Below are 16376 nucleotides of genomic sequence, written 5' to 3'. Positions count from 1 at the left end.
CGCACGGGAGCAGACCCGGCGGGCGGTGCGGCCGATCAGGAGCCGTGGGCGGGCGCATCATCGTCCAGCCGCGCGTACATGACCATGTCCCGGCGGTGGTCCCCGACCTGCTGCCAGCCGCGCATCAGCCCCTCGGGCCGGTACCCGGCACTCTCGGCGGTCCGTGCCGACGCGGTGTTCCACGGCTCGACGAGGAGTTGGACGCGGGGGATGCGGAGGTCGTGCAGGGCCCAGGTGGTCACCGTACGGAGCGCCGCGCCGGCCACTCCCTGCCGACGGGCGCGCTCGCTCATCCAGTACCCGACCGACGCGCGGCCCTCGGCCTCGTCCTTGAGCCACAGCCCGATGGAGCCGACCGGCCGCCGGTCCCGGGTGCGGACGACGGCGAACGGGTAGCCGGCGCCGCTGGCCGCCCGGTCCCACTGGCGCCGGACGTACGCCTCCGCCTTCGCCTCCGAGTACGGCGAGGGGATCGTGGTGATCAGCGGGATGTAGTCGTCCGCCGCCACCTCGCGCACGAGGGGCAGATCGCTCATCTCCCAGGGGCGCAGGACGAAGTCGGCTCCGGCGGTGAGGCTGGGAACGGTAAGGGGGCGTGCCATGGCCGTCATCCTTTCGCGAACACGTCCCCGGACCGGGCTCGACTCACCCGGCGGATGTCCGCGCGCCGCGCCTGCCGAGGAAGGCTCCGGCGAGCAGGGCACCGGCCAGGACCAGTGCCGAGTTGACCAGGACCGCCGCCGAGACGCCGGACAGCACCGCGTCGGGCCCCGTGGCCGTTCCCATCCGCGCGGTGACGACCGCGCTCATGACCGGGATGCCCATCGTGATGCCGACCTGCTGCGTCATCGTGGCCAGCCCGGTGGCCAGGCCCTGCTCCTCGTCGGGGAGTCCGGAGGTGGCGGTGACCATGAAGCCCACGATCATCAGCATGTTGCCGATGCCGCCGACGAAGGTCGCGGCCAGCAGGAGCTGGATCCAGCCGCCGGAGGAGCCGAGTGCCACGAGGGAGAGGGTGGCGGCGGCCTGGACGACGCCGCCCAGGACGATCGTGCGCCGGTTGCCGAACCTGCCCACCGCACGGCCGCCGAGCATGCCGCCGATGACGGTTCCGACGCCCAGGACGCCGAAGGTGAGGCCGGTGGCGAGCGGCGAGTAGCCGAGGACCTCCTGGAGGTAGAGCGTGAGCAGGAAGACCAGGGAGGTCTCGGTGACGAAGGCGATCAGTCCGGTGGCGTTGCCCCAGATGACGCTGCGCCGCTTCAGGATGTGCACCGGGACCAGGGGCGCCGCCGCCCGCTTCTCGACGAACAGGAAGGCGACGAGGAGGGCCGCGCCCGCGAGCAGTGCGGCCAGGGTCGTCGGCGCCAGCCAGCCGGACTCACCGGCCTGCGTCAGCCCGAACACGAGGAGCAGCAGGCCGCCTGTGACGGTCGCGGCGCCCGGCACGTCGAGCCTGGGGCGTTCGGCCGGCCGGGAGTCGGTGATCACGGACGGGGCGAGGGCCACGACGAGTGCGGCGACGGGGACGTTGACGAAGAAGGCCCAGCGCCAGGAGAGCAGATCGGTCAGCAGCCCGCCGAGGATCGCCCCGGCGGTGAAACCGGCCGACATCAGGGCGCCGTTGAGGCCGAGGGCGCGTTCGCGCAGGGGCCCCTCCTTGAACGCCGTGGTGAGCAGCGCGAGCCCGGCCGGGGTGACGGCCGCGGTGGCCAGGCCCTGCAGGACCCGTGCGGTGAGCAGCACCTCGGGGGAGGTGGCGAGTCCGCCGAGTACGGAGGACAGGCCGAGGACGACCATCCCGCCGATGAACAGGCGCTTGCGGCCGACGAGATCGGCGATGCGGCCGAACAGCAGGGTGAATCCGGCGGCGGCCAGCGCGAAGGAGGTCGCGATCCACTGGAGGTGGGAGAGGGAGAAGCCGAGCCCTTCGCCGACGGCGGGCAGGGCGACGTTCAGGATCGAGAAGTCCACGGCGATCATGAACTGTGCGCCGAGGAGCAGGACGAGGACGAGCTTCTGCCGTCCGGTCATGCGGAGAAGGGGAGGGGCCGGGGGAGCCGGGGTGGTGAGGGGTGCTGTGCGGGACGTGGACATGGGGAGCCCTTTCCTGAAGCGGATGGCTCTAACGGGTCCGTGGTTCCGTTAGGGTGGTGTCACCGTAGCAGGACTGGGGCTACTAATGGAACTGGAGGCCCGTTATGGATGCTGAAGGAGCGGAGCCGGGCATGGTCCGGCCCGGTGGGCGCACGGCCCGGGTGCGGGAAGCGGTCCTGCGGGCGGCCGGTGACGCGCTGGTCGAGCAGGGATTCGACCGGCTCGACCTCGCCGATGTCGCACGACGCGCCGAGGTCGGCAAGACGACGGTCTACCGGCGCTGGGCCGGTACCGCGGGTCTGGTCGCCGATCTGCTCACGGACATGGCGGAGCAGTCCGTACCGCGTACGGACACGGGTTCACTGGACGAGGACCTCAGGGCCAACGCCAGGCTGGTGGTGCGGACCCTGACCGACCCGCGCCAGGGCGCGCTCTTCGCCGCCGTGATCGCGGCGTCCACCTGCGACGCCCGCACGGCCGAGGCGCTGCACCGCTTCTACGCCGTGCGCATCGCGGAGTGGTCGGGCTGCGTCGACGCGGCGGTCGAGCGGGGCGAGCTGCCCGCGGGCACCGACGCGGGCGAGGTGATCCGGGCCGTCTCCGCGCCCCTCTACTACCGGCTGCTGGCCAGCGGCGACCCCCTCGACGAAGCGGCCGCCGACCGCGCGGCCGAGGCGGCGGCGGTGGCGGCGCGGGCAGGCGTGTACGTGGTCTGAGGGCGCCGCCGCGGTTTGGTGCCGGTCAGCCGATGCGGGTTCCCGTGCCGCTCACCCTGATCCGGGTGTCGTCCGGGCGCAGTTCCACGGTGAGCGTGCCGGGGCGGCCCATGTCCGCGCCCTGGTGGAGGGTGAGGACGGCGTCGTCCGGGACGAGGTCGAGCTCGCGGGTGTACGCGCCGAAAGCGGCCGCCGCCGCGCCCGTGGCCGGGTCCTCGACCACGCCGCCGACCGGGAACGGGTCGCGGACGTGGAAGACGGTCGCCGACTCGCGGCTGACCAGCTGGACCGTGGTGAGGTCCAGGCGGTGCATCAGGGCTTCCAGGCGGGCGAAGTCGTAGTCCAGGTCGGCCAGTCGCTCACGGGTGGCGGCGGCGAGCACCAGGTGGCGGGCGCCCGCGTAGGCGATGCGGGGCGGCAGGGCCGGGTCGAGGTCGGTGGCCGGCCAGTCCAGTGCGGCCAGGGCCTCCGCCAGGTCGTCCGGTGCGATGTCGAAGACCTGCGGCTCGACGCTGGTGAGGGTCGCGCGGAGCTCGTCGCCGTCCCGGGTGACGGTGACCGGGACCGTACCGGCGGCGGTGGCGAGGAGCAGGTCGCCGGGACCGTCGCGTTCGGCGAGGGCGATGGCCGTCGCGACCGTCGCGTGGCCGCAGAACGGGACCTCGGCCTTCGGGCTGAAGTAGCGGATCGTGTACCCGCCCCGGCCGTCCGATGCGGTGAGGAACGCGGATTCGCTGTACCCCAGTTCCGCCGCGACGGAGAGCATCGCCGCGTCGTCGAGACCGGAGGCGTCCAGCACGACACCGGCGGGATTGCCTCCGTCCGGGTCGGCGGAGAAGGCGGTGTAGCGCAGCACCTCGGTGCGGGGGAGTCGGCTCATGCCACACGACAACTGAAGCGCGGTCAGGGGAATTCCCGAGGGGTGGTACGGGGCCCTGACCCCCCGTACCACCCCCTGGCCGTTCCGCGGACCCCCCGGACCGCGGCGGCCGTTCACTGCGGTCAGTGGCAGACCTTGATCCCGGAGCTCGAGCTCGTCCAGGAGCAGGAGTCCTGGAGCGAGCCGCTGGGCTTGTACAGCCGGGCCTTGTCGCCGGTGTTGTTCCAGACGTACCAGCCGCGGTTCCAGTACACGTGGGCACCGGCGTTGCTGCCCTTGCCCGTGTGGACCCGGACCGTCTTGCCCGCGGCGATCGTGTAGCTGCCGAAGGTGTACGTGTAGCCGGTGTTGTCCTTCAGTCGGTAGCCCTTGAGCTGGAGCTTCACCGTGCCGTTGTTGTGGATGTCCACGAACTCGGCGTTCAGGGACGTGTTCGTCCCGGTGTCGCTGCCGGGGCTGTTGTACTGGATCTTGCCGAGGTGCAGTCCGCCCTGATGGGAGGCCGCCGAGGCCGGAGCCGAGGCGAGGAGCGAGCCGGCCAGAGCGGTGGCGGCGGCCAGGGCGAGGGGCGCGGCGGTGCGTATGCGCATGTGGTGTGTTCCTTCTGTGTTCTTCTGGTGAAGGTCAGCAGCATACGGGCAGTACGCGCTTGCGCGGTGGTGGCTGCAGAAATCAGCAAACTCGGTCATTTTGCGACGGGTTCGGGCATGCGGGGACGAGGGCGCGGGCGGTCCGGCCCGCCGAGGTGTCAGCCCCGGCCCACGTACGGCATCGCGGTCGCCATGACCGTCGCGAACTGCACATTCGCCTCCAGCGGCAGCTCCGCCATGTGCAGGACCGTCCGGGCCACGTCGGCCGCGGCCATCACCGGTTCGACGGCCACCTCACCGTTGGCCTGGAGGATTCCCGTCTGCATCCGCTCCGTCATGTCGGTCGCCGCGTTGCCGATGTCGATCTGGCCGCAGGCGATCCGGTACGGCCGCCCGTCCAGGGACAGGGACTTCGTCAGGCCTGTCATGGCGTGCTTCGTCGCGGTGTACGCGACCGAGTGCGGGCGGGGGGCGTGCGCGGAGACGGAACCGTTGTTGATGATCCGGCCGCCCTGCGGGTCCTGCTCCTTCATCAGGCGGTACGCGGCCTGCGCGCACAGGAACGCCCCCGTCAGGTTGACGTCCACCACCGTGCGCCAGTCCTCGTACGCGATGTCCTCGACGGGCACCGCACGCGGCCCGAACGTCCCCGCGTTGTTGAAGAGCAGATCGAGGCGGCCGAAGCGCTCCCGGGCCAGCGAGAAGAGCGCCGTCACCTCGTCCGGGTCCGTCACGTCGGTGGGCACGCACACGGTGCCTCCCCGGCCACCGGCCGCGGCGGCGGTCTCCTTGAGGGGCTCCTCCCGCCGTCCTGCCAGGATCACCGTCCAGTCGGCCTCCTCGAGGGTGAGGGCGACGGCCCGGCCGATGCCCGATCCCGCACCCGTGACGACAGCGATTCTCTGCTCAGCGTTCATGGCCCGGCAGCGTACGGGAGGTTTGGCGGCGCAGGGCACTCGGTGCTCATCGCACCGCCACACGGATGTTGTGTACCCGCCAACGGCACGTCGTCGCCCCGCACTCCAATGCCTCTGACAGCATCCGGCAGGGGAGGGGCATATGACAGCCGCACAGATCAGCACGCCCGGTCAGCAGGGGCATTCCGCCGAGCTCCGCAGCGCCGCGCGGCGGCTCGGGTCCGGCGTGGACCGCCGCAGGTTCCTCACCGTCACCGGCGCCGCCGCCGCGCTGGCCTTCGCCGTCAACCTGCCCGCCGCAGGTGCCGCGAGCGCCGCAGAGCTCGACGCCCGCAAGATCACCGAGGACCCCTTCACCCTCGGCGTCGCCTCGGGCGACCCGCTGCCCGGCTCCGTCCTCCTGTGGACGAGACTCGCGCCCCGCCCCTTCGAAGCGGACGGCGGACTGCCGGCCACGCGTGTACAGGTCCGCTGGGAGGTCGCCCGCGACGAGCGCTTCGCCCGGATCGTCCGGCGCGGATCCGTCACCGCGCACCCGGAGTTCGGCCACAGCGTCCGCGTGGACGTCGACGGCCTCGACCCGGACCGGACCTTCTACTACCGCTTCCGCGCCGGCAGCTGGATCAGCCCCGTCGGCCGGACCCGCACGGCTCCCGCACGCGGCGCCCGCAACAGCTCGCTGACCCTGGCCGCCGTCTCCTGCCAGGCCTACCACGACGGCTACTTCACCGCCTACAAGCACCTCGCGGCCGAGGACGTCGACGTGGTCTTCCACCTCGGCGACTACCTCTACGAGTACGCGGTCACCGCCACGGGCGGCGCCCGCAACTACACCGACCGCACCCTCCCGGCCCACTACAACCGGGAGACGGTCACGCTGGAGGACTACCGGATGCGGTACGGCCTCTACAAGTCCGACCCCGATCTGCGCGCCGCCCACGCGGCCCACCCCTTCGTCGTCACCTGGGACGACCACGAGACCGAGAACAACTACGCGGGCGACACCCCGGAGAACAGCGTCCCGCCGGAGGAGTTCCTGCTGCGCAGGGCCGCCGCCTACCGCGCCTACTGGGAGAACCAGCCGCTGCGCACCCCGCAGCGCCCCACCGGCCCCGACATGCGGCTCTACCGCCGCCTGGAGTTCGGCCGGCTCGCCCAGTTCGACATCCTCGACACCCGCCAGTACCGCAGCAACCAGGCGTACGGCGACGGCTGGAAGGTCCCCGGACCGGAATCCGAGGACCCGACGCGCACCATGACGGGAGCCGCCCAGGAGCGCTGGCTGCTCGACGGCTGGAAGAACTCCCGCGCGCGCTGGAACGTCGTACCGCAGCAGGTCACCTTCGCCCAGCGGCGTGACGTGCCCACGGACGCCTTCAAGCTGTCCATGGACTCGTGGGACGGCTACCCGGCCTCCAGGCAGCGGCTCATGGACGGGGCGGAGGCCGCCGGGGTCGACAACCTGATGGTGCTGACCGGGGACGTCCACGTCGGCTACGGCTTCGACCTGAAGAAGGACTTCGACGACCCGTCGTCCCGGACCGTCGGCACGGAGATCGTGGCCACCTCGATCGCCAGCGGCAAGGACGGCGCCGAGAAGCCGGCCAACTGGACCAACCAGACCCAGGCCAACCCGCACATGAAGTTCTACAACGGCCGCCGCGGCTACGCCCTCGTCACCCTCGGCACCGAGCAGGCACGCGCCGACTTCCGTACGGTGTCGGCCGTCACCACGCCCGGTGCGCCCGTGGGCACGGCCGCTTCCTTCGTGACCGAGGCCGGGAACCCGGGGCTCACCCCCGCGTGACCCGGGCCCGCGCCGGCCGGAACAGTCAGGCGCGGTCGTCCGCCGGATAGCGGACGCCGATGCGGTCACGTACCGCGTCGAGCGTCCGCATCACCGCGAGCGAGCCGTCCAGCGGCACCAGCGGGGACTCCGTCTCGCCCGCGACCAGCGCACGCGTCACCTCGGCCGCCTCGTACTGCATGCCCGAAAGGCCCTGCGGTCCGGGGCCCTTGGTGAATTCCTCGGGCTCCCGGCCGGAACGGTGCAGGACGAAGCGCTCCGGGTGGAAGAAGCCGTGCGGGAAGTCGATCCGCCCGGCCGTGCCGGTGACCGACGCGGTGGTGGGCAGGTCCCCCACGATCGAACAGCTCAGCAGCGCCGTGGCGCCCGAGTCCCAGCCCAGCAGCATCCCGGTATTGAGGTCGACGCCCTCCGGGGACAGCAGTGCGTCCGCCTGCACCCGGTCCGGCTCGCCCAGCAGCAGGTGCGCGAACGACACCGGGTAGACCCCGAGGTCCAGCAGCGCGCCGCCGCCCAGCGCGGGATCCCGCAACCGGTGCTCGGCGCCGAAGGTGCCCGCGAACCCGAAGTCGGCCTGCACCGTGCGGATCTCGCCGATGGCTCCGTCCCGCACCAGCTCGGTCATGCGGCGGATGACCGGGTTGCAGTACGTCCACATGGCCTCCATGAGGAAGAGCCCGCGCTCCCGGGCCAGGGCCACGAGCTCCCGCGCCTCGCGCGCGTTGAGCGTGAACGCCTTCTCGCACAGCACGTGCTTCCCGGCCTCGAGGGCGAGCCCCGCGGCCTCCCGGTGCGCGGAGTGCGGCGTGGCCACGTACACGACGTCGATGTCGTCGTCGGCGACGAGCTCCGCCCAGCTGCCGTACGCCCGCCCGATCCCGAACCGCTCGGCGAACGCCTTCGCCGAGGCGTCCGTGCGGGAGGCGACCGCGACGACCTCGGCGCCGGAGTCCTTCATCGCCAGCAGATCCGCGGTGAACGTCGCGGCTATGCCGCCCGTCGCCAGTACACCCCAACGCACAGTCCTGCTCATGCCCGCCCGCCCTCATGAAAAAAGGTTCCGACCACTACGACTGAGCTGAGAGCATAGATGTGGATTCAACGAAGCGGAGACGAGGATGCCGGACAGCGGCGTGAGCCGGGCCCAGCAGGAACAGCAAGAACGACCGGAACAGTCCGAGCGCCACGAGCAGCGAGAGCGTCACATTCAGCAAGTACGGCAGGAACACCGGCAGGAACACATACCGGCGTCCCCGGGCCCCGTGGCCACCGACGCCGCACGGCGGGCCGGAATCCTGGTCACCCTGGTCCTCGGCGGGCTGACCGCGCTGCCGCCGCTCTCCATGGACATGTACCTCCCGGCGCTGCCCGCGGTCACCGACTCGCTGCACGCCCCGGCCGCGACCGTCCAGCTCACGCTGACCGCGTGCCTCACCGGCATGGCGCTCGGCCAGCTCGTCGTCGGACCGATGAGCGACCGGTGGGGGCGGCGCAAGCCGCTGCTCCTCGGCATGATCATCTACGTGGTCGCCACCGCGATCTGCGCCTTCGCCCCCTCCGCGGAACTCCTCATCGGCTTCCGCCTCCTGCAGGGACTGGCCGGCGCCGCGGGCATCGTGATCTCCAGGGCCGTGGTGCGCGACCTCTACGACGGCATGGAGATGGCCCGCTTCTTCTCCACCCTGATGCTGATCTCCGGCGTCGCTCCCGTCATCGCGCCCGTGATCGGCGGACAGGTGCTGCGGTTCACCGACTGGCGCGGCATCTTCGTCGTACTCACCGTCGTCGGCGTGCTGCTCACCCTGATCGTCTGGAAGTGGCTGCACGAGACCCTGCCCGAGGAGGAACGGCACACCGGCGGCATCGGCGAGGCGCTGCGCACCATGCGCGGACTGCTGGCGGACCGGGTGTTCACCGGTTACATGATCGCGGGCAGTCTCGCCTTCGCCGCCCTGTTCGCCTACGTGAGCGCGTCCCCGTTCGTCGTGCAGGAGATCTACGGAGCCTCGCCGCAGACCTTCAGCCTGCTCTTCGGCATCAACTCGATCGGGCTGATCACCGTCGGCCAGATCAACGGCAAGGTGCTCGTCGGCCGGATCAGCCTCGACAAGGCGCTCGGCCTCGGACTCGCCGTCATCTCCCTCGCGGCCGTCGCCCTGCTGCTCATGACCTCCGGAGTCTTCGGCGACGTGGGCCTGCTGCCCGTCGCCACCGGGCTCTTCGTCCTGATGTCCGCCATGGGACTGGCCATGCCCAACACCAACGCCCAGGCCCTGATGCGCACGAAGCACGCGGCGGGGTCCGCCTCCGCGCTGCTCGGTACGACGTCGTTCCTCGTCGGTGCCATCGCCTCGCCCCTGGTCGGGATCGCGGGGGAGCAGACGGCCGTGCCCATGGCCGTGGTCCAGGTCGTGTGCGCCCTCTCCGCGGTGGCGTGCTTCCTCGGCCTGTGCCGCCCGTGGCAGAACCGGGGCGGACCGCAGGATCAGCCGACGCGCGGATAGCCGAGCAGGTGCAGCCGGTCCTTCCGGTCCGTCCAGCGGAACACCCCGGTCCCGGACGTCTCCACCTCGGGCAGCCGCACGTTCAGTGACAGCGGCTCGGTGCCCCAGGTCGCGAAGCTCATCGTGACCGGGGCCCCGCCGCCCTCCAGGGCGTCGGAGGCGTCGCGCGCGTTCGTCGCGCCGTAGGCCGTACCCGCGTCCGTCACCGAGGCGAGCGTCAGCTGCGCCGACCCGTCGTCCTCCTCGAAGCAGACCCCCTTCGCCGCCTCCAGGTCGAAGGCCAGGTTCCCCGCCACCAGATAGCGGTCCGAAGGAGAGACGACGGCCTGCGGATAGCGCCCGGGCTCGATGGCCGGCTTGTGGCACTCCACCGAGACCATCGCCTTACCGCTCGTGGCGTCGTGCACCGTCCACAGCTCGTGCGTCGCGGCACGCTTCGACCCCTTGGCGAGCTGCCACTTCGCCAGGATCCGGTCCGAGGCCACGGACGTCGGTACGCCGGAGAGCACGTCGGCGCCCTTGGGGGCGACCGTCCGGCTGAACCAGCCGCCCCGCACCCAGAACTCGCGCACCCCGCTCAGCAGCAGCCCCTTCGCCGTCTGCCCGCGCACCTCGGTGAGCTGCTTGCAGGCGGTGCAGCCCTTCGGGTACGTCACCGCGGCTGCGCCGACCTCCGAGACCCGGCCGGTCAACGGATCGACCGCCGCGCTGTTCGCCCGGCCGTCGCTGATCAGGATGTCCGGGCCGGTCGCCGTGACCGTCGGTGCGCCGCTCCACGGCACCTCGACCCGGCGGCGCTCGCCGTCCGCGGCGTCGTACACATCGAGGGAGACGAAGGTGTCGGCCGGGGTCAGCCCGTCGCCGACCTTCCCGTACGACCAGGTCACGAAGAACTGCCGGTCCTCCTTGGCGACGCCGAGCAGCTTCGGGAAGTGCAGCGGGTCCGGCGGTCGCCAGGCCTCGCCGCTCCAGCCGTCCCGGCCCGTCTCCGTGTCGACGGTCCGCAGCCGGTAGCGGTTGTCCGAGGCCTTCACCAGATAGGCGAGCCGGCCCGTCGTGTGCGAGAGGGCGTAGTCGGGCCCCACGCCCACGATCTCCCAGCCGCGCGCCGTCGTGTAGGCCGGCGGCACCGTCAACTGCGTGGCCGGCCCCGCGCTCCTCCTCACCGGCTTCTTCGGCTCGTCGTCCTTCTTGTCGCCGGCGCCGCCCCCGCCGCAGGTCGCCAGCAGGAGCAGCAGCGCAAGGAAGAGCACCCCGCCGACCAGAGCCAGGCGCACGATCTTCTGCCTCATGGTCCCCCCGATGAGAAATCCCCCCGACCGATCCCGAATTGCCTGTCCCCGATCCGGCGCCGGTCAGCGTAGCAACAGGACCGCGGGCAGCAGCAGTTCGGTTCCGTCGCCGTTCTGTCCCGGTTCCGTACCGGAGCACCTGGCAGCGGCGGACCGGCCCCCTGCGCCTACAATTCGGCGGTGAACGCCACCCTCCCCACAGCGGAAGCCCTGCGCACGGCCCTGGCCGCGCTGCTCGACGGGCTGCCGCCCAAGCAGGCCGCACAGGCCGTCGACCGGCTGATCGCCAGCTACCGCGGAACCACCCCCACCGACGCCCCGGTCCTGCGCGACCGCTCGGACGTCGCCGCGTACGCCGCGTACCGGATGCCCGCGACCTTCGAGGCCGTACGGTCCGCCCTGGCGGCATTCCGTGAGGCGGCGCCGCAGTGGGTGCCCGCCACGCACACCGACATCGGGGGCGGTACGGGCGCGGCGAGCTGGGCCGTGGCCGGGGCGTGGGAAGGGCCGCGCACGACCGTGCTGGACTGGGCCGAACCCGCCCTCGCGCTCGGCCGCGAGCTGGCCACGGCCTCGGGCATCGCCGGGCTGCGGGACGCCGAGTGGCAGCGCGCCAGGATCGGCACGGCGCTGGAACTCGCGCCCACGGATCTGGTGACCGTCTCGTACGTCCTCAAGGAGCTCACCCCCAAGGACCGGATCCAGGTGGTGGACGCGGCCGCGGCCGCCGCGCAGGCGGTGGTGATCGTCGAGCCGGGCACCCCCGACGGCTACGCCCGCGTCATCGAGGCCCGCGACCTGCTGATCGCCGCCGGGCTGACCGTGGCGGCGCCCTGCCCGCACAGCGACGCCTGCCCCATCGAGCCGGGCACCGACTGGTGCCACTTCTCGGCCCGGGTCAGTCGCTCGTCGCTGCACCGCAAGGTGAAGGGCGGCTCGCTGAGCCACGAGGACGAGAAGTTCAGCTACGTCGTGGCGACCCGCTTCCCGACCGATCCGGTGAGGGCGCGGGTCACCCGCAAGCCGCAGCTGCGCAAGGGCCAGGTGCTCCTGGAGCTCTGCACCCGTGAGGAGGGTCTGCAGCGCGCGACGGTCACCAAGCGGCACGGTGATCTGTACCGTGCCGCCCGGGACACCGCGTGGGGCGACTCCTGGCCGCCCCCGGAGAACCCCTAGGGTCTCAGCTCCTGGGTGCAGCACTTCACGCTGCCGCCGCCCTTGAGCAGCTCGCCGAGGTCCATCGGAACCGGTTCGAAGCCGCGGTCCCGCAGCGGATCGAGGAGTCCGACGGCGGCCTGCGGAATCAGCACGTGGCGGCCGTCGCTGACCGCGTTGAGGCCCAGCGCCGCGGCGTCCGCCTCTTCCGCGATCAGCGCGTCGGGGAAGAGCCTGGCCAGCACGGACCTGCTGCCCGGCGAGAAGGCCCCCGGGTAGTACATGATCTCGTCGGCGGCGTCGTCGAGGACGCACAGGGCCGTGTCCAGGTGGTAGTAGCGCGGGTCCACCAGATCGAGCCCGATCACGGGGCGCCCGAAGAACTCCTGCGCCTCGTCGTGGGAGAGCGGACTGGACCGGAAACCGCGCCCCGCCAGGAGGTACGAGGAGGTGACCGCGAAGTCGCCCTCCCCCTCGTTGACGTGGTCCGGCACATGGATGTCGGTGAAGCCGTTGGCCCGGAACCAGTCCCGGTGCGCCTCGGCCTCCGCGTACCGCTCCCGGTAGGCGAACAGGGCGCCCAGCACCCGTCCGTCGATGACGGTGGCGCCGTTGGCGGCGAACACCATGTCGGGGAGGTCCGGGTCCGGGGTGAGCAGCTCGACGGTGTGGCCGAGCGAGCGGTAGCGGTCGCGCAGGTCCTCCCACTGGGTGTTCGCCAGCGGCAGGTCGACAGGTTTCGAGGGGTCCATCCATGGGTTGATGGAGTACGTGACCTTGAAGTGGGCCGGGGCGCACATCAGGTAGCGACGAGGGGTGGCGTCACGGGTCAATGCAGGCTCCTCACGAACGGCAGCCGGAGCTGCGGAACGGTGGGATGCGCACGGTCTGTGCGTGAGTTCATGGTGCGCTGCTCCCGGCCGATGCGCAGTGATCCGATCGGGTGATTCATGCGATGGTCGTCGAGCGGCAAACAAGACGATACGTATCGGACCGTGAGCTTGTAGGTTGGGTGGATGTCACCCCACAAGGCGCCCGATTCCAGCCGCCGCAGCGACCGCTCCCGCCGCGCGATCTACGACGCCGCCCTCGCCCTCGTCGGCGAGGCCGGCTACGCGAGGACGACGATCGAGGGTATCGCCGCCCGCGCGGGCGTCGGCAAGCAGACGATCTACCGCTGGTGGCCGTCCAAGGCGGCCGTCCTCATGGAGGCCTTCATCGACGTGGGAACCCGGGCGGCCGAGGAGGCCGGCGAGAAGGGCGGCTACGCGATCCCCGACACCGGGGACCTGGCGGCCGACCTCAAGCTCGTCCTGCGGGCGACCGTCGACGAGCTGAACGACCCCGTGACCGAGGCGCCGACCCGCGCACTGGCCGCCGAGGGCATCATCGATCCGGTGCTGGGCGCCCAGTTCGTCGAGAAGCTGCTCGAACCGCAGATGCAGTTGTACGTCACACGGCTGCGCTCCGCCCAGGAGGCCGGCGAGGTGCGCGACGACATCGATCCGCGCATCGCACTGGAGCTGCTGATCGCCCCGCTCACCCACCGCTGGCTGCTCCGGACCCTGCCGCTCACCCATGAGTACGCGGACGCGGTCGTCGATCTCACCCTGCGGGGACTCGCGGCCGGGCGCGCGGAGTGAAACGGCTATTTCCCTACATTCGGTGCAGGTCGGCTCCACTCTCCGTGGAGCCGGGGGCACCCCGCTTGGGAACTCTGGCCACCCGAGGAGCAGGATGGTGGGACCATGGAGGAGCAACGCTGAGGTGAGGGGATAGATGGGCGCCGATTCCGGCCGCTATCGCGGCACAGAGAGCAGGATCTCCCAATGGCTGCGACGTCGGCCGAAACCGCAGCCGGAGGCTGACGACGCCGCCCGGCTGGAGCTGCTCCTGGCCGTTGCCGAGGCAGGGATGCCGATCTCTCCCGCCGCGCATCCCTCCGGATACCGATGTTCGTGCGAACGCATCGGCTGCCCCACCCCTGCCCGGCACCCCGTCTCGTTCGCCTGGCAGACCCAGTCCACGACGGACCGGGCCCAGATCGAGCGCTGGGCGGCGGGCCAGCCACTGGCCAACTTCATCACCGCGACGGGCATGATCCACGACGTCCTCGACGTCCCCCTGACGGCCGGCCGCGCCGCTCTGGAACGGCTCCTCGAAGCGGGCATCGACGTCGGCCCCGTGGCCCAGTCCGGCGAGGACCGGATGCTCTTCTTCACCGCCACCCGCGGTACCCCCGAGGACGAGGACGAGTGGTGGCCGTGCGAGCTGGACTGCCACCCCGAGACCATGGACGAGCACCCGGGGCTGCGCTGGCACTGCCGGGGCAGCTACGTCCTCCTGCCGCCCGCCCGGCTCCCCGGTGAGCTGGACGTGCACTGGATCCGCGGCGCGGAGAACCCGCTGCCCGACCCCCTGACGCTGCTCGAGACGCTGACCGACGCCTGCGCGCAGTACGCGGACACGGCCGACGAGAGCGACCTCGACCACGATGCGGTGGCCTGGCCGCTCAGCCGCTGACGGACGCCGCCGGACGGGGCGGTACGTGACCCGCGGAGGTCACGAGCCCTGTGCGGCGATCAGGCCGGGCAGCCGGTTCAGCACGCGCACCTTGCCGCCCGAGTCACCGGCGCCGCGCTTGGGCACGTACACCAGCTGGCTGGAGACCCGCTCCTTGGTGAGAGTGCTCTTCACCTCACCGGTGAGCAGCGCCTCCACGTCCGAGTTGACCGTGGGCCGCAGCCCGGGGGCCGCGGTCTGCCGCTCGAAGTGCTTGCTGCTGAAGAAGACGAGCGCCCCGCCGTCCTCCGTCTTCAGGCCCAGCGGCGCGAACGTCCCCGTGTCCAGCGCCTGGTCGACGTACTGGAACGAGAAGCCGGCCCTGCGCGTGTTCTTGCGCGCGTCCCGCCAGCCCGACGTCGTCGACCCCGGAGCGAAGACGTCCGGTGCCCCTTCCGACAGATAGCCCGTGTACGTGCCGCTGAGGCCCTTCGGCTGCACGGCCAGCGCGCCGTCGGTGTCCGCCGAGGGCACGGGCTGCGCCAAGCCGTCGGCGTCCTTGTGGAACTTCGGCACCTGGGACTGGGGGACGACCGCGAGATAGGCGGCCTTCCAGGGGGCGTCGGGGCCGGTGCGGAGAAAGGCCAGCAGCCAGCGGGTGTCGGCCCGCCCGTTGTCCTGGTCGCGGTTGGAGTCCGTGTCCGCGATGAACCAGCGGGGCCAGCCCGCCTTCTTGGGAATGCTGAACGTGGCGTCGGTCAGCTCCAGCGGCTTGTGCGACGCGTTGCCCTGCGGGCTGTTCTTCCGACGCGCCTTCAGCCCGGCCTGGTTGATCGCGCCGAGCGAACCGGTCACCCGGTCCGCGTCCAGCGCCGGATCATATGCCTTGTCCGCCTTGTTGTAGGCGACGAGGAAGTCGTCCAGGGCCTGTGCGGCCTCAGTTCTCGTCGCTCCCGGCAGAACTTCCAGTTCGCCGTGCACCGTCACGCAGCCGCTCGCCGTCACGCTCAGCACCGCCGCTGTCGCGAGCCCCGTCGCCAGTCGACCCAGCCTTGTCATCCGTTGCTTTCTGCGCCTTCTGATCTGTCGTCCGCACTGACCGTCCGAACCCTACCGGGGCGAGGAACAGCGCGAGCGTGGGGATGAGATACAGCGCCCACACCGTGACCTGAAGAACGGTCGGATCGGGCTGGAAGTTGAAGACACCCTTGAGGAGGGTGCCGTACCAACTGTCCGGCGGAACCGTGGTGGTGATGTCGAACGCCTTGTTCTGCAGGCCGCCCAGGAAGCGGGCCTCCTGGAGGTCGTGCACACCGTAGGCGAGCACGCCCGCCGCGACGATCACCAGCATGCCACCGGTCCAGGTGAAGAACCTCGACAGGTTGATCCTCAGCGCACCCCGGTAGAAGAGCCAGCCCAGCACGATCGCGGTCGCGATGCCCAGCAGGACACCGACCAGCGGCGACGAGGAACCCTCACCGCTGGCCCGCACCGAGGCCCACACGAAGAGCGCGGTCTCCAGACCCTCACGGCCCACCGCGAGGAAGGCCGTGGCGACGAGCGCACCGGTGCCCATCGCGAGCGCCGCGTCGAGCCTGCCGTGGAGTTCGGTCTTCAGGTGCCGCGCCGTGCGCCGCATCCAGAACACCATCCAGGTCACCAGCCCGACGGCGATGACCGACAGCGAACCGCCGAGCATCTCCTGCGCCTCGAACGTCAGCTCCTGGGAGCCGAATTCGAGCGCGGCGCCGAAGGCCAGGGAGATGGCGCAGGCGATGCCGATGCCCGTCCACACCGGGCGCAGCGCGTCACGGCGGCCGGTCTTGACCAGGTACGCGACGAGGATGCAGACGACCAGACTGGCCTCGAGACCCTCGCGCAGGCCGATCAGATAGTTGCCGAACATGCCGGTCCTT

15 protein-coding genes and 1 pseudogene are annotated in these 16376 nt (G+C 71.4%); 6 read left to right on the top strand and 10 right to left on the bottom strand.

Going from position 1 to position 16376, the window contains the following annotated elements:
* Nucleotides 1–35: 35 nt before the first annotated feature.
* Nucleotides 36–602, bottom strand: a complete 567-nt coding sequence (locus ACFQ6X_RS00615; protein WP_383173725.1) for a GNAT family N-acetyltransferase — start codon at nucleotides 600–602, stop codon at nucleotides 36–38.
* A 43-nt stretch (nucleotides 603–645) separates the two neighbouring features.
* The gene (locus ACFQ6X_RS00610) at nucleotides 646–2097 is read right to left on the bottom strand and encodes an MFS transporter (RefSeq protein ID WP_383173722.1); all 1452 of its coding nucleotides are present in this window, start codon (nucleotides 2095–2097) and stop codon (nucleotides 646–648) included.
* Nucleotides 2098–2201: 104 nt separating this feature from the next.
* On the opposite strand from ACFQ6X_RS00610, the gene ACFQ6X_RS00605 reads away from it, so the two are divergent.
* Nucleotides 2202–2813 (top strand): TetR/AcrR family transcriptional regulator, encoded by a 612-nt coding sequence (locus ACFQ6X_RS00605; protein WP_383173719.1) that lies wholly within the window; start codon nucleotides 2202–2204, stop codon nucleotides 2811–2813.
* Between the two features lie 25 nt (nucleotides 2814–2838).
* On the opposite strand, the gene ACFQ6X_RS00600 is transcribed toward ACFQ6X_RS00605, so the two are convergent.
* The 3 genes from ACFQ6X_RS00600 to ACFQ6X_RS00590 form a co-directional block, all read right to left on the bottom strand.
* Nucleotides 2839–3693, bottom strand: a complete 855-nt coding sequence (locus ACFQ6X_RS00600) for a PhzF family phenazine biosynthesis protein (protein ID WP_383173716.1) — start codon at nucleotides 3691–3693, stop codon at nucleotides 2839–2841.
* Between the two features lie 122 nt (nucleotides 3694–3815).
* Nucleotides 3816–4283: a lamin tail domain-containing protein gene (locus ACFQ6X_RS00595; RefSeq protein WP_383173713.1), complete on the bottom strand. Its 468-nt coding sequence runs from the start codon at nucleotides 4281–4283 to the stop codon at nucleotides 3816–3818.
* A gap of 158 nt (nucleotides 4284–4441) precedes the next feature.
* The gene (locus ACFQ6X_RS00590; protein WP_383173710.1) at nucleotides 4442–5200 is read right to left on the bottom strand and encodes an SDR family oxidoreductase; all 759 of its coding nucleotides are present in this window, start codon (nucleotides 5198–5200) and stop codon (nucleotides 4442–4444) included.
* A 142-nt stretch (nucleotides 5201–5342) separates the two neighbouring features.
* Between ACFQ6X_RS00590 and ACFQ6X_RS00585 the strand changes: the two genes are divergently transcribed.
* Nucleotides 5343–7007 (top strand): alkaline phosphatase D family protein, encoded by a 1665-nt coding sequence (locus tag ACFQ6X_RS00585; protein ID WP_383173707.1) that lies wholly within the window; start codon nucleotides 5343–5345, stop codon nucleotides 7005–7007.
* 25 nt (nucleotides 7008–7032) lie between these two features.
* On the opposite strand, the gene ACFQ6X_RS00580 is transcribed toward ACFQ6X_RS00585, so the two are convergent.
* Entirely contained in the window at nucleotides 7033–8040 is a 1008-nt protein-coding gene (locus ACFQ6X_RS00580; protein ID WP_383173704.1) for a Gfo/Idh/MocA family protein, read from the bottom strand.
* Between the two features lie 208 nt (nucleotides 8041–8248).
* On the opposite strand from ACFQ6X_RS00580, the gene ACFQ6X_RS00575 reads away from it, so the two are divergent.
* Entirely contained in the window at nucleotides 8249–9511 is a 1263-nt protein-coding gene (locus ACFQ6X_RS00575) for a Bcr/CflA family multidrug efflux MFS transporter (protein WP_383174573.1), read from the top strand.
* On the opposite strand, the gene ACFQ6X_RS00570 is transcribed toward ACFQ6X_RS00575, so the two are convergent.
* The gene (locus tag ACFQ6X_RS00570) at nucleotides 9493–10803 is read right to left on the bottom strand and encodes a hypothetical protein (protein ID WP_383173701.1); all 1311 of its coding nucleotides are present in this window, start codon (nucleotides 10801–10803) and stop codon (nucleotides 9493–9495) included. The two genes, ACFQ6X_RS00575 and ACFQ6X_RS00570, sit on opposite strands and share 19 nt — an antisense overlap.
* A 180-nt stretch (nucleotides 10804–10983) precedes the next feature.
* Between ACFQ6X_RS00570 and ACFQ6X_RS00565 the strand changes: the two genes are divergently transcribed.
* Complete coding sequence (locus ACFQ6X_RS00565; RefSeq protein WP_383173698.1) at nucleotides 10984–11979, top strand: small ribosomal subunit Rsm22 family protein; 996 nt, start codon at nucleotides 10984–10986, stop codon at nucleotides 11977–11979.
* Here the strand turns inward: ACFQ6X_RS00565 and ddaH are convergent.
* Nucleotides 11976–12812, bottom strand: a pseudogene (ddaH, locus tag ACFQ6X_RS00560) (dimethylargininase); the annotation flags it as partial. The gene ACFQ6X_RS00565 and the pseudogene ddaH sit on opposite strands and share 4 nt — an antisense overlap.
* 162 nt (nucleotides 12813–12974) lie before the next feature.
* On the opposite strand from ddaH, the gene ACFQ6X_RS00555 reads away from it, so the two are divergent.
* On the top strand, nucleotides 12975–13601 hold the full coding sequence (locus tag ACFQ6X_RS00555; RefSeq protein WP_383173695.1) for a TetR/AcrR family transcriptional regulator: 627 nt from the start codon (nucleotides 12975–12977) through the stop codon (nucleotides 13599–13601).
* 136 nt (nucleotides 13602–13737) lie between these two features.
* The gene (locus tag ACFQ6X_RS00550; RefSeq protein ID WP_383173692.1) at nucleotides 13738–14481 is read left to right on the top strand and encodes a bifunctional DNA primase/polymerase; all 744 of its coding nucleotides are present in this window, start codon (nucleotides 13738–13740) and stop codon (nucleotides 14479–14481) included.
* Nucleotides 14482–14520: 39 nt separating this feature from the next.
* Here ACFQ6X_RS00550 and ACFQ6X_RS00545 read toward each other — a convergent pair whose 3' ends face one another.
* Complete coding sequence (locus ACFQ6X_RS00545; protein ID WP_383174570.1) at nucleotides 14521–15510, bottom strand: hypothetical protein; 990 nt, start codon at nucleotides 15508–15510, stop codon at nucleotides 14521–14523.
* Nucleotides 15398–16366, bottom strand: coding sequence for an iron uptake transporter permease EfeU (gene efeU, locus ACFQ6X_RS00540; protein WP_383173689.1), 969 nt, complete (start codon nucleotides 16364–16366; stop codon nucleotides 15398–15400). The genes ACFQ6X_RS00545 and efeU overlap by 113 nt, the downstream gene beginning before the upstream one ends.
* Nucleotides 16367–16376 lie beyond the last annotated feature (10 nt).

The sequence above is a fragment of the Streptomyces sp. NPDC056452 genome (assembly GCF_042796085.1).
GTDB lineage: Bacteria > Actinomycetota > Actinomycetes > Streptomycetales > Streptomycetaceae > Streptomyces.
The sequence above is the reverse complement of the archived record's forward strand: the minus strand, read 5'-3'. Positions and strand labels throughout refer to the sequence as shown.

Bases quoted from the DNA above. Each gene is read 5' to 3' on its own strand.
- efeU (WP_383173689.1), bottom strand. From the start codon at position 16,366: ATGTTCGGCAACTATCTGATCGGCCTGCGCGAGGGTCTCGAGGCCAGT.
- ACFQ6X_RS00610 (WP_383173722.1), bottom strand. From the start codon at position 2,097: ATGTCCACGTCCCGCACAGCACCCCTCACCACCCCGGCTCCCCCGGCC.
- ACFQ6X_RS00600 (WP_383173716.1), bottom strand. From the start codon at position 3,693: ATGAGCCGACTCCCCCGCACCGAGGTGCTGCGCTACACCGCCTTCTCC.
- ACFQ6X_RS00555 (WP_383173695.1), top strand. From the start codon at position 12,975: ATGTCACCCCACAAGGCGCCCGATTCCAGCCGCCGCAGCGACCGCTCC.
- ACFQ6X_RS00605 (WP_383173719.1), top strand. From the start codon at position 2,202: ATGGATGCTGAAGGAGCGGAGCCGGGCATGGTCCGGCCCGGTGGGCGC.
- ACFQ6X_RS00550 (WP_383173692.1), top strand. From the start codon at position 13,738: ATGGGCGCCGATTCCGGCCGCTATCGCGGCACAGAGAGCAGGATCTCC.
- ACFQ6X_RS00585 (WP_383173707.1), top strand. From the start codon at position 5,343: ATGACAGCCGCACAGATCAGCACGCCCGGTCAGCAGGGGCATTCCGCC.
- ACFQ6X_RS00590 (WP_383173710.1), bottom strand. From the start codon at position 5,200: ATGAACGCTGAGCAGAGAATCGCTGTCGTCACGGGTGCGGGATCGGGC.
- ACFQ6X_RS00580 (WP_383173704.1), bottom strand. From the start codon at position 8,040: ATGAGCAGGACTGTGCGTTGGGGTGTACTGGCGACGGGCGGCATAGCC.
- ACFQ6X_RS00615 (WP_383173725.1), bottom strand. From the start codon at position 602: ATGGCACGCCCCCTTACCGTTCCCAGCCTCACCGCCGGAGCCGACTTC.
- ACFQ6X_RS00595 (WP_383173713.1), bottom strand. From the start codon at position 4,283: ATGCGCATACGCACCGCCGCGCCCCTCGCCCTGGCCGCCGCCACCGCT.
- ACFQ6X_RS00570 (WP_383173701.1), bottom strand. From the start codon at position 10,803: ATGAGGCAGAAGATCGTGCGCCTGGCTCTGGTCGGCGGGGTGCTCTTC.